The sequence below is a fragment of the Halomonas sp. GFAJ-1 genome (assembly GCF_000236625.2).
In the GTDB taxonomy this organism is placed as follows: domain Bacteria; phylum Pseudomonadota; class Gammaproteobacteria; order Pseudomonadales; family Halomonadaceae; genus Vreelandella.
Genome location: NZ_AHBC01000008.1, coordinates 1 through 20304 on the forward strand (window position 1 = coordinate 1; position 20304 = coordinate 20304).

General features: G+C 51.8%; 18 protein-coding genes. 10 read left to right on the forward strand and 8 right to left on the reverse strand.

The genetic code is table 11. The annotated features are described in order from the left end of the window. Positions 1 to 242 precede the first annotated feature (242 nt). Positions 243 to 842 (reverse strand): sulfite oxidase heme-binding subunit YedZ, encoded by a 600-nt coding sequence (locus MOY_RS02355; protein ID WP_009096109.1) that lies wholly within the window; start codon positions 840 to 842, stop codon positions 243 to 245. A 17-nt stretch (positions 843 to 859) separates the two neighbouring features. Continuing rightward, positions 860 to 1828: a protein-methionine-sulfoxide reductase catalytic subunit MsrP gene (gene msrP / locus MOY_RS02360; RefSeq protein ID WP_009096110.1), complete on the reverse strand. Its 969-nt coding sequence runs from the start codon at positions 1826 to 1828 to the stop codon at positions 860 to 862. A gap of 276 nt (positions 1829 to 2104) precedes the next feature. On the opposite strand from msrP, the gene MOY_RS02365 reads away from it, so the two are divergent. Beyond that, on the forward strand, positions 2105 to 3094 hold the full coding sequence (locus MOY_RS02365) for a cytochrome-c peroxidase (RefSeq protein ID WP_009096112.1): 990 nt from the start codon (positions 2105 to 2107) through the stop codon (positions 3092 to 3094). A gap of 75 nt (positions 3095 to 3169) precedes the next feature. Here the strand turns inward: MOY_RS02365 and MOY_RS02370 are convergent, their stop codons facing one another. The 6 genes from MOY_RS02370 to MOY_RS02395 form a co-directional block, all read right to left on the reverse strand. Beyond that, positions 3170 to 4162, reverse strand: coding sequence for an adenosine deaminase (locus MOY_RS02370; protein ID WP_009096115.1), 993 nt, complete (start codon positions 4160 to 4162; stop codon positions 3170 to 3172). Positions 4163 to 4189: 27 nt separating this feature from the next. Beyond that, complete coding sequence (gene cydC, locus MOY_RS02375) at positions 4190 to 5902, reverse strand: thiol reductant ABC exporter subunit CydC (protein ID WP_009096117.1); 1713 nt, start codon at positions 5900 to 5902, stop codon at positions 4190 to 4192. Then, the gene (cydD, locus tag MOY_RS02380) at positions 5899 to 7575 is read right to left on the reverse strand and encodes a thiol reductant ABC exporter subunit CydD (protein WP_009096119.1); all 1677 of its coding nucleotides are present in this window, start codon (positions 7573 to 7575) and stop codon (positions 5899 to 5901) included. The genes cydC and cydD overlap by 4 nt, the downstream gene beginning before the upstream one ends. A gap of 4 nt (positions 7576 to 7579) precedes the next feature. Next, positions 7580 to 8581, reverse strand: a complete 1002-nt coding sequence (gene cydB / locus MOY_RS02385; protein ID WP_009096121.1) for a cytochrome d ubiquinol oxidase subunit II — start codon at positions 8579 to 8581, stop codon at positions 7580 to 7582. A gap of 2 nt (positions 8582 to 8583) precedes the next feature. Further along, the gene (locus MOY_RS02390) at positions 8584 to 9999 is read right to left on the reverse strand and encodes a cytochrome ubiquinol oxidase subunit I (RefSeq protein ID WP_009096124.1); all 1416 of its coding nucleotides are present in this window, start codon (positions 9997 to 9999) and stop codon (positions 8584 to 8586) included. A 195-nt stretch (positions 10000 to 10194) separates the two neighbouring features. After that, on the reverse strand, positions 10195 to 11169 hold the full coding sequence (locus tag MOY_RS02395; protein ID WP_009096126.1) for a calcium/sodium antiporter: 975 nt from the start codon (positions 11167 to 11169) through the stop codon (positions 10195 to 10197). Positions 11170 to 11321: 152 nt separating this feature from the next. On the opposite strand from MOY_RS02395, the gene MOY_RS02400 reads away from it, so the two are divergent. From MOY_RS02400 to MOY_RS02440, 9 genes are all read left to right on the forward strand, one after another. Continuing rightward, positions 11322 to 12683 (forward strand): paraquat-inducible protein A, encoded by a 1362-nt coding sequence (locus MOY_RS02400; protein WP_009096127.1) that lies wholly within the window; start codon positions 11322 to 11324, stop codon positions 12681 to 12683. Continuing rightward, positions 12676 to 14361: an intermembrane transport protein PqiB gene (gene pqiB / locus MOY_RS02405; RefSeq protein WP_009096129.1), complete on the forward strand. Its 1686-nt coding sequence runs from the start codon at positions 12676 to 12678 to the stop codon at positions 14359 to 14361. The genes MOY_RS02400 and pqiB overlap by 8 nt, the downstream gene beginning before the upstream one ends. A gap of 12 nt (positions 14362 to 14373) precedes the next feature. Continuing rightward, positions 14374 to 14964, forward strand: a complete 591-nt coding sequence (locus tag MOY_RS02410; protein WP_009096131.1) for a PqiC family protein — start codon at positions 14374 to 14376, stop codon at positions 14962 to 14964. A 74-nt stretch (positions 14965 to 15038) separates the two neighbouring features. After that, positions 15039 to 15506, forward strand: a complete 468-nt coding sequence (locus tag MOY_RS02415) for a helix-hairpin-helix domain-containing protein (protein WP_009096134.1) — start codon at positions 15039 to 15041, stop codon at positions 15504 to 15506. 263 nt (positions 15507 to 15769) lie between these two features. Then, positions 15770 to 17023 carry a DEAD/DEAH box helicase gene (locus MOY_RS02420; RefSeq protein ID WP_009096136.1) on the forward strand — a complete coding sequence of 418 codons (1254 nt, stop codon included), beginning with the start codon at positions 15770 to 15772 and terminating at the stop codon, positions 17021 to 17023. Positions 17024 to 17100: 77 nt separating this feature from the next. After that, on the forward strand, positions 17101 to 17604 hold the full coding sequence (locus MOY_RS02425) for a hypothetical protein (RefSeq protein ID WP_009096137.1): 504 nt from the start codon (positions 17101 to 17103) through the stop codon (positions 17602 to 17604). Between the two features lie 15 nt (positions 17605 to 17619). Beyond that, positions 17620 to 18819, forward strand: a complete 1200-nt coding sequence (locus tag MOY_RS02430; RefSeq protein ID WP_009096138.1) for an MFS transporter — start codon at positions 17620 to 17622, stop codon at positions 18817 to 18819. A 74-nt stretch (positions 18820 to 18893) separates the two neighbouring features. Next, the gene (locus MOY_RS02435) at positions 18894 to 19964 is read left to right on the forward strand and encodes an asparaginase (protein ID WP_009096140.1); all 1071 of its coding nucleotides are present in this window, start codon (positions 18894 to 18896) and stop codon (positions 19962 to 19964) included. Positions 19965 to 20050: 86 nt separating this feature from the next. Continuing rightward, a complete protein-coding gene (locus MOY_RS02440; RefSeq protein ID WP_009096141.1) occupies positions 20051 to 20290 on the forward strand; it encodes a DUF2789 domain-containing protein in 240 nt (79 codons plus the stop codon). The last annotated feature ends 14 nt before the right edge of the window (positions 20291 to 20304 follow it).

Consider the following 20304-nt stretch of genomic DNA (forward strand, 5'->3'; position numbering starts at 1 on the left):
GAAAGCAACAAAAGCGCATCAAACTTGGCTCAAGGTTCAAACGAATTCATTCAAACTTACGTTTTCATGACCGCTTGCCTTGATATTTGGTGATTTATCACCCTCATCGGCAAGCGCCCACATGAATTACCTGATCAAATTGTTAAAGAGCTATCGAAGACTGCTGCCGTTCGATGTGTGCACATCATACTGGTATTTTTTTTCTGGTCAAGCACATGGCATGAGTTTTTTACTCTTAACTTTTACTGGCGGTGAATGAATGCATCAATCAACCGAAAAACAACCAAACCAGCAAATAATAAAGCAAATATAGTAGGTAGCAGATAGTCAGCCCGAGTGAGAACCCACAGGTGGTATATGCCGAGACCTGCGGAGATATAGATCAGCCTGTGCAACCAGTGCCAAGCTTTCCAACCCATTTTAGCGGGCACCCATTGAAAAGAAGTCAAAGCTAACGGTATAAGCAGTAGCAGTGCAGCAGCTCCATAGCGTATGTATTCAAGGGCAACCATTTCATGCCAAATCCACTGCCACTCCCAGTACTGCTCCAACCCCATCCATGAAAGCATATGTAAAATTAGCCAAAAAAAAGACCACAACCCTATTTGACGACGAGCCTTCATAAACCCTAACCAGCGTGTAAGCCGAAACGCAGGGCTAAACGCTATCGTGGCTAACAATAGTGACAATCCAACCCTGCCAGAGAAATGAACAACGGCTTCCGCCGGATTAGCCCCTAGATCACCGTAATGCCACTGCCATGTTAACCATAAGCCTGGCAGTAGACCTGCCGCGAACACGCATAAACGAAAAAAAGATACTGGCGTTGCTTTAACTGCCATAAATCACTCACTGCTAATCAATAATGTTTTTGAAGATCCATACCTTTATAAAGATGAGCGACTTCCTCGCCATAACCATTGAACATCAGCGTTTCCCGGCGGCCTGACTCGCCAATCCTACGCTCTCTTGCCTGCGACCAACGGGGATGATTAACATCCGGGTTTACATTGGCATAAAAACCATACTCTTCAGGATTACGCGCTTGCCAAGAGGTAGTGGGCGGCTCTTCAAGAATACGTATTTTGGTAATCGATTTAATGCTCTTAAAACCGTACTTCCATGGCACAACTAACCGAATGGGCGCACCATTTTGATTAGGCATTTTTTCCCCATACATGCCCACAGCTAGCAACGTTAACGGGTGCATTGCCTCATCAATACGCAGTGCCTCTCGATATGGCCAATCGATAATGGAACGGCGCTGGCCTCTTAAATTATCTGGGTCATATAGCGACTCAAATTCAACATACTTAGACCGGGATGTTAGCCCATGGTGATTGAGCAGATCCGCCAGAGGTATCCCAATCCAAGGAATGACCATCGACCACGCTTCCACGCAACGTAATCGGTAAATACGCTCCTCTAAAGAGTGGCGCTTAAGCATATCTTCAAGTGGTATAGCCCCTGTTTTGTCCAGCTCCCCTTCTAGGGAGATACTCCAGGGGTCAACTGGCAAATTGTGAGCAAAAACTTCAGGATCTCGTTTTCCTGTCCCAAATTCATAAAAGTTATTGTAGGTAGTGGCATCTCGAAAGTCGGTAAGCGCTTCACCGCCGGCCAATTCTTGGCTCGGCAAATCATTCTCAAGCGCGGGCTTAAGTACACCTGCCCAAGCATGCGCTTTTTTTGTCAAAAACATGCTGGGAGCCAGCATGACGGCAGCCCCAACAGCAAAACCCTGACGCAAGAAGTGACGACGATTGTCGAATACTGCCTTAGGCGTCACTTCCGATTCAGGAATAACAGGGTATCGGTAACGCGGCATATCACCTCCTTACTATAAAAGACTTAAGACACGTTTTATCACCAGGGTACCTCACCCTCCTTCCTCCATAACCACCCAGCGTAGAATAAACACTAAGCTTAGACAGAAATTGCGAGAAAACTTGACCCAGCGCAAGCCACCCCCTTACCCGACTATTACACTTGGTTGAAAACTAATATTAAAAGCACCTACCTTGACTAAGGCTAGATTAGCAAACTGCAGGACTAGCCGTTGTAAGTGCTATTTATGAGTGCTACTCATGCGAGGGGATCATCGATGAAAATGACGAAAAAAATTCTGCCCGGCATTATTGCCAGTGCAGCATTAATATCTACTGGGGCCATGGCAGCGGAAGACGGTTTTGAGGATTACCGCGACCGATTTGAGGCGTTGCCATACTTACCCCCTATACCTGCGCACAACTCACTTACCAAAGAGAAAGTTGAGTTGGGTAATATGCTGTTTTTCGAGCCGCGAATTTCTTCCAGCGGTGTCATCAGCTGCGCGACCTGCCATAACCCTGCATTGGGTTGGGCTGACCGTATCCCTCGCGCAGTGGGCCATGACGGCCAAGTCGGTGAGCGCAATACACCAACAGTCCTAAATAGTGGTTTTTTTGAAGCCCAGTTCTGGGATGGCCGCGAACCAGATCTAGAAGGGCAAGCACTTGGGCCTATCGAAGCCGATGTCGAAATGGCAATGGATCTTGAAATGGCGTTGGAACGCTTAACGGAGTTTGATCTCTATCAGGAGAAATTTGCTGAAGCCTATCCTGATGACGCAGATCCAATCAATGCCGACAACCTGGCCAAAGCACTTGCTTCTTTTCAGCGCACACTTAATACGCCAAACTCACCGTTTGACCGCTACCTCCGCGGTGACCTAAGCGCCATCAGCGACCAAGCTAAAGATGGTATGGCTGCTTTTGTTAACAATGGTTGTATTGCTTGCCACAGCGGGCCAGCGCTAACAGATAGCCGCTTCCATGCGATCCAAGTTCCAGGCTCAACCGACCTAGGCCGCTACCTAGTAACTGGTGAAGAGAGCGATAAATATCGCTTCAAGACACCTACGCTTAGAAACGTAGCCGTCACCTATCCCTATATGAACAATGGCGCTACTGAAACGCTAGAGGAAGCGGTCGCTATCATGGGCGAGGAGATGCTTGGCCGGGAATTTGATGATGCAACGATTAACGACATCACCGCATTTCTGCATACGCTCACCGGCGAGATGCCTGATTTCGAAATTCCAGCTCTCCCCTGACGCAGGCATTACACCTGAGTTAGCTATCACAAAACTGCCGGCCTTGCGCCGGCAGTTCTCTTTTATATACTCAACTTAAGCACGCTCTAAACGCCGCTTAAGTTCTTCGCGGCGCCCCTCACTAGTAAATGCTTCTTCTATCGCATTGCGATTTAACGTGCGAAAAACATCCTCACTCCAACCAAATGCTTCAGCACACGCCAAGTGATTTGTAAGCAAGCCACCCCCAAAGTACGCCGGATCATCTGAACTGATCGTGACTTTTAGCCCTTCCGCTAGCAGGATCGGGAGCGGATGGTCGCTCAATTGCTCAACCACCTTTAAGCTAACGTTTGAAAGCGGGCAAACGGTTAAGACGGTTTGCTGCTCACGAAGGCGCTGGATCACAGCGTTACTCTCTAAGCAGCGCACACCGTGATCAATACGCTGCACATCAAGCACATCGAGCGCTTCAACGATATAGTCCGCAGGCCCCTCTTCACCAGCATGGGCCACACGCACTAAGCCAACATCTTTAGCACGTGCAAACAGTGCCTGAAATTTAACGGGTGGGTTATCGCGCTCAGCACTATCAAGACCAATCGCATCCAGATGCTTCCAATAAGGCGCCGCTTGTTCAAAAACATGCAGCGCTTCATCCGCTGGCCGATCACGCAGGAATGCCATGATCATGCCAACAGACAAATCTAACGATGTTTCAGCCTCTTCTTTTGCTTGCAACAAGCCCGCCATCACAACCTCAAGGGGCACGCCACGCAGCAAGTGCGCTTGCGGGTCAAAATGCATGTCTATATGCACTACTCCCTCTTCGCGCGCTCGTTTAAAATAATCCATCGCCAAATCATAAAAATCTTGCTGGGTGCGCAGTACATCCATGCCTTGGTAGTAAAGATTTAAAAATCCTTGCAGATCATCAAATTGATAAGCTGCTTTCGCATCTTCAACCGTTGCATAAGGAAGCTCAATGTTATTGCGTTTCGCAAGCTCAAACATTAATGCTGGCTCAAGAGAGCCTTCAATATGCAAGTGAAGCTCTACTTTTGGCAGCCGACGTAAAAACTCATGCATATCGAATTCCTTTTTTTGCTTAGGTAACTAGCTACTTATGCCAGTATCAGCAATTAGCTGTCCCTCAGCAAGCCGCCAAGTGTACTCAACTCCGGGCAATAAACTCGCATCATCTACTTGATGAACAAAGTAAATCACTGTTTTATCCTGCAACCAGTCATCTAAAGCACGCGCTAGATGCTGTGCCGTTTGCGCATCAACACCAGCAAAAGGCTCATCCAGCAGCACCACGTTTGGACTACGTAAAAATAAGCGCGCTAAGGCAACCCGCCTGGCTTGCCCACCGGATAGCTGCTGCCCCTTCTCCCCTACTGACGTGCCCAGCTTTTGTGGCTGCTGCTGCGCCCAATCGCTTAACGCCACTTGATCCAAGGCACGCCATAGCTCCTTGTTGCTAGCGCTAGGCTTTGCGATACGTAAGTTTTCCGCCAATGATCCATCGAAAAGATCAACCTGCTGGGAAAGCATAGCGAAATGTGCTGCCCGGCTATCTTCTGTCAATGTAAACGGCGCAAACCCTGCCACGCTGACATCACCACTAGAGGGTGAAGCTCGCCCCATAAGCAGCTGAGCAAGTGTCGACTTACCCGCGCCGGAGACCCCTGTTATCACCGCTCGCTTAGCGGCTGGCAGCACAAACGAAACATTACTTAACGCGGGCTCAAGCATATTTGGATAGAAAAATGAGACGCTATTCAAACGAAGGGAGTAGGTCTGGTTCTCGAGGGGAAAGGCCACGGAAGCAGGGATAAGCGTATTAACCGACAAAATATTCAACCGCTGAACCGCCGCATAGCTTGCCCCTAATTTAATAAAGGCTGAAGGCAATAGGTTAAATGCTTCATTGATCCCCAAAATAATTAATACGGCCATCACCATAATTGGCCCGTTGACACGCCCCTCTCCCAAGGCGATGCTGGCAAGCCACAATACGGCTAATACCAGCATACCGGTCACAATGGAAACTAGTGCGTTACCTAGCGCGGCCCTAAGCGTCAAGCGTCTCTGATTAGCCGCAGCATCCATTTCATGACTGGCAATTTTTCGCTGATGCCAGGCACTGGTACCGTAGCTCATCAGCTCCGCAGAGGCTTGTACTTGATCAAGCACTAAGTGGCGCAGTTCTCTTTGATCGACTGTCTGCTGGTGGCTATTGGCAAACCCAAGCCAGGCATACCCCAGGGTAATAACTAGCCACAGCAGCCCTAACGAAACAGCCACCATGAGAGCAACGCCAGGTAGCCAGATAGCGATAAATGCCGATACAACAAGCAGGCATAACAACGCAACAAAGGGCGGTATCAGTAGACGAAGGTAAAAATTATCTAGCGTATCAATATCTGCTGTCAGGCGGCTTAGCCAGTCACTGGCTCTACGACGACGTAAGCTAGCATCATCAAGTCGCGTTAAGTACCCGAACACACGAAAGCGTAGATCCGCCAGCAGCGTTAACACCGTATTGTGGTTATAAAGACGCTCTACGTAACGTGCAACCGTTCGCAGCAAGGCAAAAAAACGAATGCCTCCACCAGGCACATAAATATCCAAAGAAGAAGGCAGACCTGCCGCTAACGCAATACCCGCAAGGGCGCAGGCAGCTATGAACCAGCCGGACAAACCTAATAAAGAGAGCCCTGCTAGCAGCGTAATCCAAACGAGGAAGACGCCAACTAAGAAGCGTTGACGACGTCGCAGTAAGAGAGCAAGCCAGGGTTTGAACTCACGGTAGACACGCCTCATAGGCTTACCTCGTTGAGCTTGCCCGCCTCGCACACAAAGTGGCGAGTAGCCGCATGAACAATAGCGGGATGGTGAGTAGCAATCACTAGCGTTCGCCCCTCTTTAGCCCACTCAAGCAGCGCCTGAATAACGGCTAGTTCTGCTGAGGCGTCCAAATTCGCCGTTGGCTCATCCAATACGACTAGCGGCGCCGTACTTAAATAAACACGCGCAAGGGCAAGCCGCTGGGCCTGCCCTCCCGAAAGACCAACGGCGCGCTCGCCAACAATGCTCTCTAGCCCAGCCGGCAATGCTTCTAATAAGGCCCCCAATCCAGCACGGCGCAACGCATCCGTCATGGCTGCCTCATTCGCCTCTGGATTAGCTAATCGAAGATTATCCGCCATGCTGCCCTGAATAAGACACGGGCTTTGATCAAGCCACGCCACTTTTGCTGACCGTCGGCGATACTCGCCACTTAATGGCGCCATAAAGCCTGCCAAAATCGCTAACAGCGACGATTTTCCGCTACCTGACTCGCCAGTAATAGCCACAACATCACCGACACAAACCGTCATGCTTACTGCCTGCAACGTCGGTGTCCGTCCAACATAGCCCACACTGATACTGGCTAACTCACACTCAACGCCTGGCGCTTGCGGCGACGCTATATGATGAGGAACTAATGCTGGTTCATTAAAAATTGTAGCAATACTTTCCGCAGCACCTAACGCCGCCGCACGATCGTGGTAGTGCTGAGAAAGCGTGCGTAAAGGCTGGAAAAACTCAGGCGCCAACAGCAACACTGCCAAGCCAGTGAATAGCGTAAGTGATGGCGATGGACCGTAATCGATGTAGCCTAGCAGACCAAAACCCACATACATGGCAACAACCGCAATAGCGACAGACGCAAAGAACTCAAGCACAGCGGAGGATAAAAACGCCAGTCGCAAAGTACGCATACTTAAGCGGCGATACTCATCCGTGGCATACCAAACGTCCTGCTGAGCGGAACGGGTGTGACCAAAGAGCTGCAACGTCGTCATACCGCGCACGCGATCAATAAAATGCGCAGATAAGCGTGAAACCGCTGCAAATTGATCTCGATTCAAACGCTCCGCGCCCATCCCTACCAAGGCCATAAACAGTGGAATAAGCGGTGCAGAAAGGAGCAAAAAAATAGCTACTAAGTAATCGAGCCACCCCACCACGCAGGCAATTAACAGCGGCAACGCCACCACGATACGTAGCTGGGGGTAAAAACGCGCAAAGTAGCCATCCAGGGCATCAATAAGTTCCACAGCCTGAGTAGCCAGAGCACCACTCTGCCGCTGGGTCAACCAAACAGGGCCGAGTTTCGCGATCTTCGCTAGCAACTCGGCCCTGGCAAATTGGCGAATACGCAGACTCGCCTCAGCGCTTAAGACTTCTTGCCCCCACTGAAAAAGAGAGCGGAGCCCCACGGCTAGGGCCAGCCCGCCAAAGAAGGGCAAAAGCTCCGCAGGCGAACGGCCATGAATCACTAGCTGGTCTATCAGCCAGGCAAGGCCCACCACCAGCACTACGGTTTGAACGCCAGCTAAAACACCGCAGGCTGCCGCACCTACCAACCGATTTCGCTCTCTGCGCGCGAGCATGTGAAGCCAGCGGCGCGGCGTAATGAGGGGCTCTTCGCTTTGATCCCGACCGGACATAGGATTAGTGATACCCGTCACCCACTCGTACCTTGCCGCGGAACACCCAGTAAGTCCAAGCGGTATAAGTAAGAATAATCGGGATAACGAACAGCACACCAATCAGCAGGAAAAGCTGGGATTCAGGGGCAGACGCAGCGTCCCAAAGCGTATAATTAGGAGGCACAATCACTGGCCATTTGCTAACGATAAGGCCCAAATAGGTAAATACATAGATGCCTATCGTCGCAACGAAAGGGATACCTTCCCTACGCCGCTTCACCGACCTATACACAGTGAACGCACATAGCAGCGCAAGCGCCGGAAATATCCAGATGATCTGAAGATGACCAAACCAACGCTCCCACACCACAGGATTCACGAACGGTGTCCAGAGGCTAATAATAGCAAACACGCCCAGCACTATTGCTAACAGCAGTGGCGTAATTTTGTAGGCCCAATCCTGAATGTGGCCTTCCGATTTAAGAATAAGCCATGTGGCGCCTAGCAGTGCATAGCCCGCCATTAAACCTAAGCCGGTTAAAACCGAAAACGGGGTAAGCCAATCAAAAGGGCCGCCAACAAAGGCGAAATTTTCTACTCGAAAGCCTTGGATATAGGCACCCACCACGGCACCTTGCGCAAAGGCAGCAATAGAAGAACCCCAGCAAAATGCTCGGTTCCACCAGTGCCGGTTACGACGTGACTTAAAACGAAGTTCAAACGCCACACCCCGGAATATCAGCCCTGCCAACATAAGAAAGACGCCAATATACAGTGCTGGTAAAAACACGGAATAGACCAGCGGGAAAGCGCCAAGCAACCCTGCTCCGCCAAGCACTAGCCACGTCTCGTTACCATCCCATACCGGCGCTACAGAGTTCATCATGACGTCACGGGCATCTTCATCCGGGGCGAAGGGATAAAGTATCCCAAGCCCCAAATCGAACCCATCCATCAGGACGTACATCATGATGCCAAAGCCGATGATGAACGCCCATATTAGCGTTAAATCAAACATTTCCATGTTTAGCTCCTAGCCGGATCAACGTCATCATCAAAGGGGGTATGGGCAGCAGACATTGGACGCATAGGACGATGGAAGTTATCGCCCACCGTCTCCCGCTCTTCCTCTGGCAGCATGCCATTACGCACAACACGCGTTAAGTAATAAATACCGGCATAGAACACCACGCCATAGACGAGCACATAGCCAACCAGAGTAAACAGCGCCATCGGCCCTGTTAGCGACGGCGTGACCCCTTCGGCATGGGTCATCATCCCGTATACCAACCAAGGAGCACGGCCCGACTCAGTGACTATCCATCCGGCCAGTACTGCCACAAAAGGCATAGCAATCATGCCAGTCAGCGCTTTCAGGAAAACAGGGTTATGGTAGATACGCCCTTTGCGGCGCAGTATTAACCCTGCCAAAGCAACAGCGATCATCAACAACCCAATGCCAACCATTACACGGAAAGCCCAGAAAACAATCGCAACCGGTGGCTGCTCATCCGGCGCCGCCTCTGAAATTCCTGGCACTTCCCCGTCTGCTGAGTGGGTCAAAATAATGCTCGCTAAACTAGGAATGCCAATAGCGAAACGATTGGTCTGTGCCTCTTGATCAGGAATTGCAAACAGCAGTAGCGGTACGTTAGTTGAGGTTTCCCAATTGCCTTCCATCGCCGCCACTTTTGTAGGCTGATATTCCAAGGTATTCAAGCCATGAAAATCACCGACAACCGCTTGAGCAGGCGCCAGGAACAGCAATAACCATAAGCACATTGAGAGCGCCCGGCGATTAGCTTCCGGATCGCGACCTCTCAGTAAGAACCAAGCGCTAACCCCTGCTACAACAAAGCCACCGGTAAGAAACGATGCCATCGCCATGTGAGCAAAACGGTATGGGAATGAAGGGTTAAAGATGGCTTCCATCCATGAAACAACATGGAAGCGATTGTCAATCAGCTCGACCCCTGCCGGCGTATGCATCCAGCTGTTAGCTGAGAGAATCCAGAAGGAGGAAATGAACGTACCAACGGCCACCATGATAGCGGCAAACAGGTGCACGCCCTGCGGTACTTTTCCTCGGCCAAATAACAGCACCCCAAGAAACGCCGCTTCTAAGAAGAAAGCGGTAACCACTTCGTAGCTTAGTACAGGCCCTAAAAAATTAGACGCTGCCTGGGAAAAGTTGCTCCAATTCGTACCAAACTGGAAAGACATAACGATGCCCGACACCACCCCCATGCCAAACACCACAGCGAACACCTTTGTCCAAAACAGCGACAAACGATCCCACGCAGGGTTTTTGGTTTTAAAATAGAGGCCATGAAGCAGGGCAATATAAGATGCCAAGCCTATGGTAAAAACAGGAAAAATAGCGTGAAACGATACAACGAATGCGAACTGTATTCGCGATAGCACCAGGGGGTCGAGTTCCATCACACTCTCCTAAGACCTGAACAAATATCCCATCACTGGGTCACACAAGCTTAGTTGAGCCTTAGTGGCACTGCATTTTAGTTATAAGCACTAAGCTTATTCTTTATCTAACGCCTATCTTACAGCTTCGACAATGGCTATACAGAGAAAGTTTGCCGTTAAGCTGTGTCGCATTGACGCAGAGTTAAAAGCACTTTAGGTGGTGACTACGATGCTCACCATATAGCCGGTATAAGCCAAAAAAAGCGCCAGCAAAATACCGCCTTCAACACGATTTATCCGGCGCGGTCGACCTCGCCAGGAAAATGCGAATAGAACCATTAGCAGCGTCATGCAGGTCATCACACTCCAATCACGCACCAGAACTTCGCGCCCCATCTCAATGGGGTGAATAACCCCAGCCAAGCCAACCACAGCCAGGCTATTGAATAAATTGGAGCCCACCACGTTGCCCAGCACCATATCGTGCTCTTTACGGCGTAGCGCACTAATAGAAGACGCCAGCTCAGGCAAAGAAGTACCTATAGCAACCACGGTCAAACCAATAATCAGGTCGCTAACACCAAAACCAACCGCTATCTCGACCGCTCCCCAGACCAACAGACGCGAACTCACAATCAGCAACACTAACCCCACGAGCGTCCACATGAGCGCTTTGCCCCGGGTCATGGGTTTACTGTCCAGCGACTGAGCAACTTCATCAACCAGCGGATCATTCGCTTGCCCGCGTGAGCGCACGATACTTACACCGATAAAGAGTACCAAGGCAACAAGCAGTACAACCGCCTCCCAGCGTGAAATCCATCCATCAAACAGCATAAAGCCGGTTAAAAGCATAACGGCGACTAATAACGGCATCTCTTTGCGAATAACATCTGAATGCACCGCCAAAGGTGCAATAAGCGCTACAAAACCTAACACGAGCCCGATATTAGCAATGTTTGACCCGTACGCATTACCTACTGCTAAGCCAGGATTTCCCTGCATGGCGGCTAACACCGATACGGTCATCTCAGGTGCAGATGTTCCAAATCCAATCACCAGCATGCCAATAAGCAAGGGTGAAAGCCCCAGCCAGCGTGATGTAGCCGCAGCACCATCAATAAATTTTTCGGCGCTCCAAATAAGTAACGCTAATCCCACCAGCACCGCTATATAAGCGAGCAACATTTCAGTTCCTTAATGTCGTAATGTTAGGCACTATCGCGGGTGCATCCTTGTCCAACCCTTCACATCAGTCAAGAAGAGTTTATTCGCGGGTTTGACAGCCAAGCACGCCCGCCGTATTAGTGTTAACTACTTAATGTATTGAGAGCTCGCTGTTGCCCCACTACCCTCTAAAAAAACGCCACTTACCGGTTAATACACCGCTGGTTGATCGCCTACCGCCTGAGCTTCGCGTTCAGCGTAGGCGGCTGCGTGCCTGCCATGAGTGCGACTGGGTTTCAGCACTGCCCCCGCTTAAATCTGGGGAGAAAGCTTCCTGCCCACGCTGTTCTCACGTCCTGGTTAAGCGTAACCGCTTTCCAGCCCAACGCAGCATGGCGCTTGCTCTCGCTTCGCTTATTGCCCTGCTGATTGCAGTATCATTTCCGTTTATCAGTTTTAACGTAGGTGGCGTGGGTAACCGCATTGAGCTCTCGCAGACAGCCACTACACTAATCGCCTTTCACCAGCCTATTGTCGCAATTGCGGTCATCATGACGATTATCGTGCTGCCAGCGGTTTATCTGGTGGGCGTCATTTGGCTGCAGTACGGCCTTTTACGCGGCAAACATATGTCATTTAGCCGTGACATCGCGCGCTCTTTAGCCCACCTAACCCCTTGGATGATGGCCGATGTCTTTATCATTGGCGCCCTGGTCAGTTTAATTAAAATTGCCGGCATGGCGCATATTGAGCTGGGTATCTCTTTTTGGTCGTTTTGTATGTTTGCCGTGTTATTGCTAAAGACGTCACAGTCTCTTGACGCCGACTGGATGTGGTTCTCGCTGGAGGGCGAACCCCTCGCGCCAGAAGGAACAAAAACTGGCACCACCGGCGCCAGCCAAGGGGTGACAGGGTGTCCAACCTGCGGCTTAGTGAATCGCCTTTCTCCTCAAGGCCAAAACCGCTGCACACGCTGCCATGAAAAGCTCCACCAGCGCTTACCTCACAGTTTACAGCGCACTTGGGCACTGCTCTTTGCCGCCACCATTATGTATATCCCGGCTAACGTCTACCCGATTATGACCACGACTAGCCTAGGGCACACAACACCTTCCACCATCATTGGCGGGGTAGTGCAACTGCTTCAAATGGGCTCATGGCCGATAGCTGCAGTTATCTTTATTGCGAGTGTCATCGTACCCGTAGGTAAGCTCGTCGCCTTGGCGTGGCTCTGCCTTGTAATAAAGCGCAGCAACGAACTGAACGCCCAAAGCCGCACTAAACTTTACAGGCTCACCGAGTTTATCGGCCGCTGGTCAATGGTCGATGTGTTTGTTGTTGCTATCTTAGTTGCCCTCATACGGGCCGGCTCGTTAATGTCAATTACCCCTGGCCCAGCTGCATTGGCATTTGGAGCCGTGGTAGTGTTCACCATGCTTGCTGCCATAACCTTTGACCCACGCTTGATTTGGGACGCCCCACCCACATGCTCTACTCGCCGTGAAACGGCCACCAAGGAACCTGTTGATGGCTAATGATTCAACCCCGCAGCAAAGAACAACGCCTTCAGAAGAGAACGACTTGCACAGGGCGAAGTCATCGCCTCAGACTAGGCTTTCGCCTATCTGGATTGTGCCAATTGTCGCTGTCATTATTGGCATGTGGCTGGTATACGACAACTATACAAGCCGCGGCACGCTGGTAACACTCAATATGGAAAATGCTGAAGGCATAGAGGCAGGCAGCACATTAATTCGTAGCCGCAACGTTGAAATAGGTCGGGTACAAAGCGTGCAGCTATCTGACGATCTTTCCCACGCGGTCCTGACTGCCCGCATTCAACCTGAAGCTGAAACTATGCTGCGCGAAGACAGCCGCTTTTGGGTCGTCAAACCACGTATTGGAAGGGAAGGCATCAGCGGCCTTGGCACCGTGCTTTCAGGTGCTTATATTCAGCTTGAGCCGGGTAGGTCTGAAGAGCCACGCCGTGAGTTTCAGGTCAGCGACGTTCCCCCGGTCGCGCCTGCAGGCCAAGCTGGGCTGCACATCAGTCTAGTGAGCCAGCTGGGCAATTCACTGCGTGTAGGGGATCCCGTGTCCTTCCAAGGCTATACCGTTGGCCGCGTTGAAGACACACGTTTTGAGCCTGAAACTCGTACCATGCATCACCATGTCTTTATAGAAGACCCTTATGCACAGCTTGTCACGGACAGCACTCGGTTCTGGACGTCTAGCGGCGTTGATTTTCGTTTAGACGCCGATGGCGTCCGTGTCAACGTAGAGTCCCTGGAAGCGCTGCTGGGCGGCGGGGTTACCTTTGGCGTACCCGAGGATTTACCCATGGGCCGCCCGGTAGAAGCCAATGCCAGCTTTAGCCTCTATGCAGATGAAGATAGTGCCCGCGAGGGGACATTTAACCGCTATCTCGAATACGTGCTACTGGTTGAGGATACGGTACGTGGGCTCTCAAAAGGGGCGCCCGTGGAGTTTCGAGGTGTCCGCCTGGGCACCGTTGCCGCCGTCCCCTGGAACTTTACCGCTCCACAACCTGATTCACGAGCTCAGTTTTCTATACCAGTATTGATCCGCATTGAGCCGCAACGTTTAGGTATTGAAAATGAGGATATTGATTTAGAGATGTGGGAAGAGCGTTTTCAGCGCATGTTTGGCATGGGCCTGCGCGCATCCCTGAAAAATGGCAACCTGCTCACTGGCGCCCTCTTTGTCGATCTGAACTTCCAGCGGGATTTAGCCGATCAATATTTGGCTGAGTCTTTTTCAGAACGCACCGTTTTCCCCACGGTGGCAGGCGGGTTTGCACAAATCCAAGCGCAAGTGACCAATTTATTGGATAAACTTAACGGATTAGAGGTAGAGCCGCTGTTGGCCGGCCTAGATCGCAATCTGCAGGCGTCAGAGAGCGTACTCAACGAAGTTCGTGAAGTCAGCGCGGCAATGAACCAGCTTCTAAATGACCCAGATACCCAAGCACTTGGCGGCAACCTGAACGCTACACTCGATGAGCTACGCAGCACACTACAAGGTGTTTCGCCCTCTTCGCCTGCTTACCAGGAGTTAACCACCGCGATTCAACGCCTAGACCGTTTGATGCGTGACCTACAGCCCCTTACCCGCACGTTGAACGAAAACCCCAGGGCATTGCTATTTGATAACCTGGACACTCAAGATCCAATTCCCCGTGCTCCACGCTAACAAGGAATGACTATGCGCTTTCTGACCCTTAAGGCTTTACTGTTGCTCGGCCTGAGCCTTCTGCTGTCGGCCTGTGCAAGCAGCGTTACCCCCCCGGCACGCTACATGCTACCGAGCAGCCCAGCGGTTAACGCCCCGGTTCAACCCCAAGCCACGCTTAAAGTAAGCGCTCCACGGTTAGCACATTATCTAGATGTTGATGGTATTGTTATGCAGTTAGATGATATTGCCCTCAACGAAGCGCGGGAGCATCAGTGGGCGGAAAGCATAGGCCGTCAGCTGGAGCGATCACTGCGGGTGCACCTTGCCCATGAGCTACCCACTATCCAAGTAGTTCGGGAAGAGATCAATGCACCTAGCGGTCCAACACTGCAACTTGAAATTGATCAGTTCCAGGGAAGGTATGATGGGGTTGCTGTGGCCAGCGGCCAGTGGCAGCTTCGAAGCAACAGCAATGAACTTTTGGCGATGAAAAGTGTTACTGCTGAAACAGAACTCAATGAAGATGGCTACCCAGCATTGGTACGCTCACTAGGCGAGAGTTGGGCCAGCATTGCCGGCCAGATCGCACATCAGCTACGCCAAGGCAACTTTTTTGAGTAGGTCAGCTTGGGCACCTCATGTCGACCTGCCTATTAACGGCTAAGCTACGTCAGAGACTCGGACAAGGACGCGATATGAATAGTGACAACACGTTAGACGTTGAGGCGCTACACAAGCAGCTTGCTAGCCTAACGCACTCTCTAAAAGCATGGCTTGAGGGCGATACATCACTCTCCCTATTAGAGACGGCCCTAAATAGCCATGAGGCTATCACCGTCATACTGGTTGCCCAGGGAGCCCCTGCACAGGCTATTGAGACACTGGGACGCATTGAACAGTTTGTTGCTGAACAAGCCCTTGAGCTATACAGCGCCCCCAGCTCTGCCCAACAGCAAGCACATATTCTTGAAAACTTTACCCGCCCGTTAATGACCCTAGATGGCATTGGCCCTGCCACGGCGGCGCAGCTATTTGATGCTGGCATAGCGCACCCCAACCAACTCTTTGAGCTTAGCGCCGATGAAGTCGCCTCGCTGCCACTGCCTGCTGCCAGTCATGCGCGGGTTACCAGCCTTTATGCGCAGCACATTGACCACCAATAAGCACGTTGAAAGGCACCGCCAGCTAGCAATCGTGATACACTGTAATGGTGTATCACGGTTATTTTTCAGCACTACCCCGTCACTTCCGAACAAGGCTTTGTCATACGTACTTGCCTTTTGCGGCTAATAAATGTCCATCGCGGCAGCGCACTTTATCTGGCAAACTTCGCTGCCGCGACGGTGTATCATCCTCGCTTTTTGAACATTACGCTTAGCAAACTGCCGCCTGTCGGTATGACTTGCTAGGTGATTGCGGAGAACGCATGAGCTTTTCTGAACTTGGTCTGCACGACGATTTACTGCGCGCCGTTACCGCGCAAGGCTATACCCAGCCAACCCCTATTCAATTAAAGGCTATCCCCGTAGTACTGGAGGGGCGTGACCTACTCGCCAGTGCCCAAACCGGCACAGGTAAAACAGCTGGTTTTACGCTACCGATGCTTCAGCGGCTCGCTAACGGCAAGCGCCCCGCGAAACGCCAAGTAAGAGCTCTCGTCCTCACTCCTACCCGTGAGCTGGCCGCCCAAGTGGGTGAAAGTGTTTCCGCTTATGGCCAACACCTTGCGCTTCGCTCCCACATTATTTTTGGTGGCGTTGGTCAGCAACCCCAGGTTGATGCCTTAAAAGCAGGCCTTGATGTCTTGGTTGCCACCCCAGGCCGGCTGCTTGACCTTCAACAGCAAGGCCATGTCGATTTATCCGCAGTGGAAATCCTTGTTCTCGATGAAGCGGATCGCATGCTCGACATGGGCTTTATTCATGACATTAAGCGGCTGCTGCGCTTGGTGCCAAAAAAGCGTCAAAACCTGCTATTTTCCGCGACGTTTTCAAATGAAATTCAAGCGCTCGCCCAGCAACTACTCGTCAACCCTGCGTTGATTGAAGTTGCACCGCGCAACACCACAGCCGAACGAATTGAGCAGGCCATTTATCGCGTAGATCGCGATAAAAAGCGTGAACTACTCGCTCATTTGATCCAACAGCATGGCTGGTTTCAGGTGTTGGTGTTTACACGCACCAAACATGGCGCTAACCGCCTAGCAGAGCAGCTCTCCAAGCAAGATATTCCTGCGATGGCAATCCATGGCAATAAAAGCCAAGGCGCCAGAACTCGGGCTCTAGGCGCTTTCAAAAGCGGTGACCTACAGGTACTGGTGGCCACCGATATCGCCGCGCGCGGGCTGGATATCAATGAACTACCCCACGTAGTGAACTTCGACCTGCCTAATGTAGCGGAAGACTATGTGCACCGTATTGGCCGCACAGGTCGTGCAGGTAGCAATGGTGAAGCCGTCTCACTGGTATGTGTCGATGAGCATGGTTTACTCAGCGGCATCGAACGGTTAATCAAGCAGACACTTCCCAAGCGTATTGAGCCCGGTTTCGAACCTGACCCCAACGCCAAGCCCGAGCCGATTGAAAATGGGCGCCGGGGCCAGCGGCAACCCCGCGCCAAACGTAAGCCTGACGGGCAATCCGCGTCTTCAAGCGGCGAACGCCGCCGCGCCCGCCGCTAGCCTGCCGGCAAGGAATATGCGAAGGTTAGCGCCCTGCATATTCCAGCATTACCACTGAATTGATTCATGGAGTGATCATGGCGTCGAAGCAACTAATTAATGAGTACCGTCAGTGGCTTGCCTTTCAGCATCAAGAGCAGCTGAGTCGCGAACATCAAGGTATTTCACAGCGCCTAGAAGATGCGCGTGCTTCTTCAGGACAAGTGCTTCAAGCATATCGCAGCATGGCCGAAAAGGCGTCGGTGGAAGGTGCCTGCTACCGTACGCTTTTTTTGCGCGAGCGCGACAGCAATGACGCGCTCCCCTGCGAAGGCTGGCTCTTCGTGCGGCGTGTACTGAGCGAAGGCAACAGTACGCGGGTGCGCGTGACCCTGCTTGAAACGTTTACCCTTGAAGAAGGCATTATCGCTCCTGGCGATAAACCTGCGCGCAAGCTAACCCTGGAAATCTATGATAAATTAGATATCAATAAAGGAATGCGCACCCAGGTACGGGTAGACTGCTTGGACACTCCTCAGGACTACCACTTTATTACCCTGCTCGATGCGGTGCGTGGAGATTTACGTCCACACCTTAAATAAGCGTAAGCGCCCGCCATGGTCTCTCGTCGTGCATTCACCTTCATCTTACTGATGTTCGTAGTAGGGCTTAATTTGCGCCCTGCTATGTCATCGGTTGCCCCACTGCTAAACCGCCTACAAGAGACCGCCGGATTAACACCTGCGGCCGCAGGTATTCTCACCACCTTACCGGTACTTTTCCTGGGCTTGTCGGCCCCACTCGCACCAATGTTGGCCCATCGGCTTGGTAGTGAACGTGCGCTAAGCGGAGCGCTATTACTATTAGCCAGTGGGCTAATAGTTAGGGGGCTACCGCTGCCCGGCAGCCTATTTATGGGTTCTGCTATGGCAGGCACAGCTATCGGGATTAGTGGTACGTTGCTGCCCGCCTTGGTCAAACGAGAACTGCCTGAAAGTGCCGACTTACTTACCGGGCTTTACACCATGGCGCTCTGCCTTGGGGGTGCGCTGGGCGCTGGGCTTAGCGTACCACTAATGCAATGGCTGGGAAGTTGGCAGCTGAGTTTAATGAGCTGGTCCCTGTTAGCGCTTGTGGCATTACTTCTATGGATCGCGAAGGCCCCCAAAACCCAGCAATCTCAGTTACCCACTTCACCAAAAGCACCGCTTCTGCATTTGCTACGCAAACCGCTGACTTGGCATGTCATGCTGTTTATGGGCATCCAGTCCTCAATGGCGTATATCGTGTTCGGCTGGCTGCCCACACTACTGGTATATCGCGGATACGATGAGGCCGCCGCGGGCTGGACAATGGCTATTTCAATCATGTGCCAGCTAGGCGCTGCACTATCCGCCCCTTGGCTGGCTCGCTTAGGCAAAGACCAGCGCCCCGCCCTGCTGCTGGTTCTGTTCAGCACTGGATTAGGCCTTTGGATGCTGCTAATCGCGCCATTGGCCTGGAAGTGGCCAGGGGCAGCGCTACTTGGCATTGGTCAAGGCGGCAGCTTCAGCTTAGCACTTAGCCTTCTGGTATTGAGAACCGCTAACTCACGTTTAGCCGGGCAGCTCTCTGGCCTCGTCCAGGGTGGAGGTTACACGCTTGCATCCCTTGGGCCATTTGGCGTGGGCCTGATGCTCCAAGCAGGTGCCGGCACTGAAGACATCGCTTGGCTACTTATTTTATTGATTCTAATCTGCTGCGGGTTTGCGCTTCTCGCTGGTCGTAAACGTCGACTAGATGACCAGTCAGGCAAACTGATAGTACATAACAACTAACTTACTAGTGACACTAAAGCTACCGATGCAAAGCGGCCCGTTAACGCAGTCATCGACCATTTCAGGATAATGCTTTGAGCACGACGTCTCCTTTAACATCTTCAGCTCCCACTAAAGAGCGCCTGCTGGTCATTTATACCGGCGGCACCATAGGCATGTTGCAACAGGCGAATGGCCTTACCCCAGGCGGTAATTTTCGTGACCGCCTACATCAAGCATTAAGCCACCTTCCCCTGGCACAACGGCAAAGCCTACCCGCGTACGATGTTATTAGCTACGCGTCGCTAATCGATTCAAGTGCTGCCACACCGCTTAACTGGCAGCAGTTAGCAAGAGACATCGCCGATAACGTCAACGCCTATCGCGGCTTCGTGATTATTCATGGCACCGACACATTAAGCTGGACGGCCGCCAGCCTTGCTTATCAGTTACAAGGAATAGATCGTCCCGTAGTGTTAACTGGCGCCATGCAGCCGCTAGAGGCCCCGAATAGCGACGCCTTGGATAACCTGTACGGCGCATTCCGCTTTGCCGTCCAACCTGCACTGCAAGAAGTGGCTATCTATTTTGCAAACCGGTTGTTACGAGGCGTTCGCTCCATCAAGCAGCACAGCAACGCTGTAGATGCATTCTCCTCCCCCAATTACCCACTTATTGGGGAGCGAGTAGGCGATGACTTTATACACTATCCTAGCCGGGGACTGGCCTGCCAACAGCGAGGTGCCCCACGCTTTGAGCTAGCCGACTATCTTGCAGTAGCCCAGGGTGAAGTCGCAAGAGTCGTCCTTTGGCCTGGTATTAGCGCGTGGCAATTGGAGAGCATACTTGGCGACTCACGCATCAAAGGCGCGCTATTACAGCTATGGGGGGCGGGAAACATTCCTAGCAACCCTGACTTACTCGCGCTCATTGCTAAGGCAAGTGGTGAAGGCAAACTCATTGCAGCAATTAGCCAATGCCCCCAAGGGAGCATTCATTTAGGTGCCTATGCGGCAGGCGACGGCCTTGCCGACGCTGGCGTGCTCTCAGGCGATGACATGACGCCCGAAGCTGCCTATACCAAGCTGGTTCACTTACTCGCCCAACCGCTCTCTTTTGAAGACCAGCGTCGCCGCTTTTTGACACCACTCGTCGGAGAACGCTAACGCGCTTTTTGAGAAAAGAGACTGGCATAGTCGCTCATTCACGCTATGTTTAAGTGTACGTTAACCAACGGAAAGGAAAGCAAAATATGGAACAACCCGTACACCATTTTAGCGAACTTTTTGAGCAGCTTGGATTACCCTCTGATTCAGAATCTATCGAGCGCTTTATACAACGCAACTCGCCGCTCCCCGAAGAGATGGCCCTAGCAGACGCTCCCTGCTGGAATGAAGGCCAAGCAGAGTTTCTACGCGAAGCCGTTGAAGCAGATGCTGACTGGGCAGAAGTGGTTGACCACCTTGACGCATCAATGCACAAAACCGGCTAACCACACGCAGCCAT

What these genes read in the sequence shown, in the direction of transcription:
- MOY_RS02355 (WP_009096109.1), bottom strand. Translation starts at nt 842, where the DNA reads ATGGCAGTTAAAGCAACGCCAGTATCTTTTTTTCGTTTATGCGTGTTC.
- msrP (WP_009096110.1), bottom strand. Translation starts at nt 1,828, where the DNA reads ATGCCGCGTTACCGATACCCTGTTATTCCTGAATCGGAAGTGACGCCT.
- MOY_RS02365 (WP_009096112.1), top strand. Translation starts at nt 2,105, where the DNA reads ATGAAAATGACGAAAAAAATTCTGCCCGGCATTATTGCCAGTGCAGCA.
- MOY_RS02370 (WP_009096115.1), bottom strand. Translation starts at nt 4,162, where the DNA reads ATGCATGAGTTTTTACGTCGGCTGCCAAAAGTAGAGCTTCACTTGCAT.
- cydC (WP_009096117.1), bottom strand. Translation starts at nt 5,902, where the DNA reads ATGAGGCGTGTCTACCGTGAGTTCAAACCCTGGCTTGCTCTCTTACTG.
- cydD (WP_009096119.1), bottom strand. Translation starts at nt 7,575, where the DNA reads ATGTCCGGTCGGGATCAAAGCGAAGAGCCCCTCATTACGCCGCGCCGC.
- cydB (WP_009096121.1), bottom strand. Translation starts at nt 8,581, where the DNA reads ATGGAAATGTTTGATTTAACGCTAATATGGGCGTTCATCATCGGCTTT.
- MOY_RS02390 (WP_009096124.1), bottom strand. Translation starts at nt 9,999, where the DNA reads ATGGAACTCGACCCCCTGGTGCTATCGCGAATACAGTTCGCATTCGTT.
- MOY_RS02395 (WP_009096126.1), bottom strand. Translation starts at nt 11,169, where the DNA reads ATGTTGCTCGCTTATATAGCGGTGCTGGTGGGATTAGCGTTACTTATT.
- pqiB (WP_009096129.1), top strand. Translation starts at nt 12,676, where the DNA reads ATGGCTAATGATTCAACCCCGCAGCAAAGAACAACGCCTTCAGAAGAG.
- MOY_RS02410 (WP_009096131.1), top strand. Translation starts at nt 14,374, where the DNA reads ATGCGCTTTCTGACCCTTAAGGCTTTACTGTTGCTCGGCCTGAGCCTT.
- MOY_RS02415 (WP_009096134.1), top strand. Translation starts at nt 15,039, where the DNA reads ATGAATAGTGACAACACGTTAGACGTTGAGGCGCTACACAAGCAGCTT.
- MOY_RS02420 (WP_009096136.1), top strand. Translation starts at nt 15,770, where the DNA reads ATGAGCTTTTCTGAACTTGGTCTGCACGACGATTTACTGCGCGCCGTT.
- MOY_RS02425 (WP_009096137.1), top strand. Translation starts at nt 17,101, where the DNA reads ATGGCGTCGAAGCAACTAATTAATGAGTACCGTCAGTGGCTTGCCTTT.
- MOY_RS02430 (WP_009096138.1), top strand. Translation starts at nt 17,620, where the DNA reads ATGGTCTCTCGTCGTGCATTCACCTTCATCTTACTGATGTTCGTAGTA.
- MOY_RS02440 (WP_009096141.1), top strand. Translation starts at nt 20,051, where the DNA reads ATGGAACAACCCGTACACCATTTTAGCGAACTTTTTGAGCAGCTTGGA.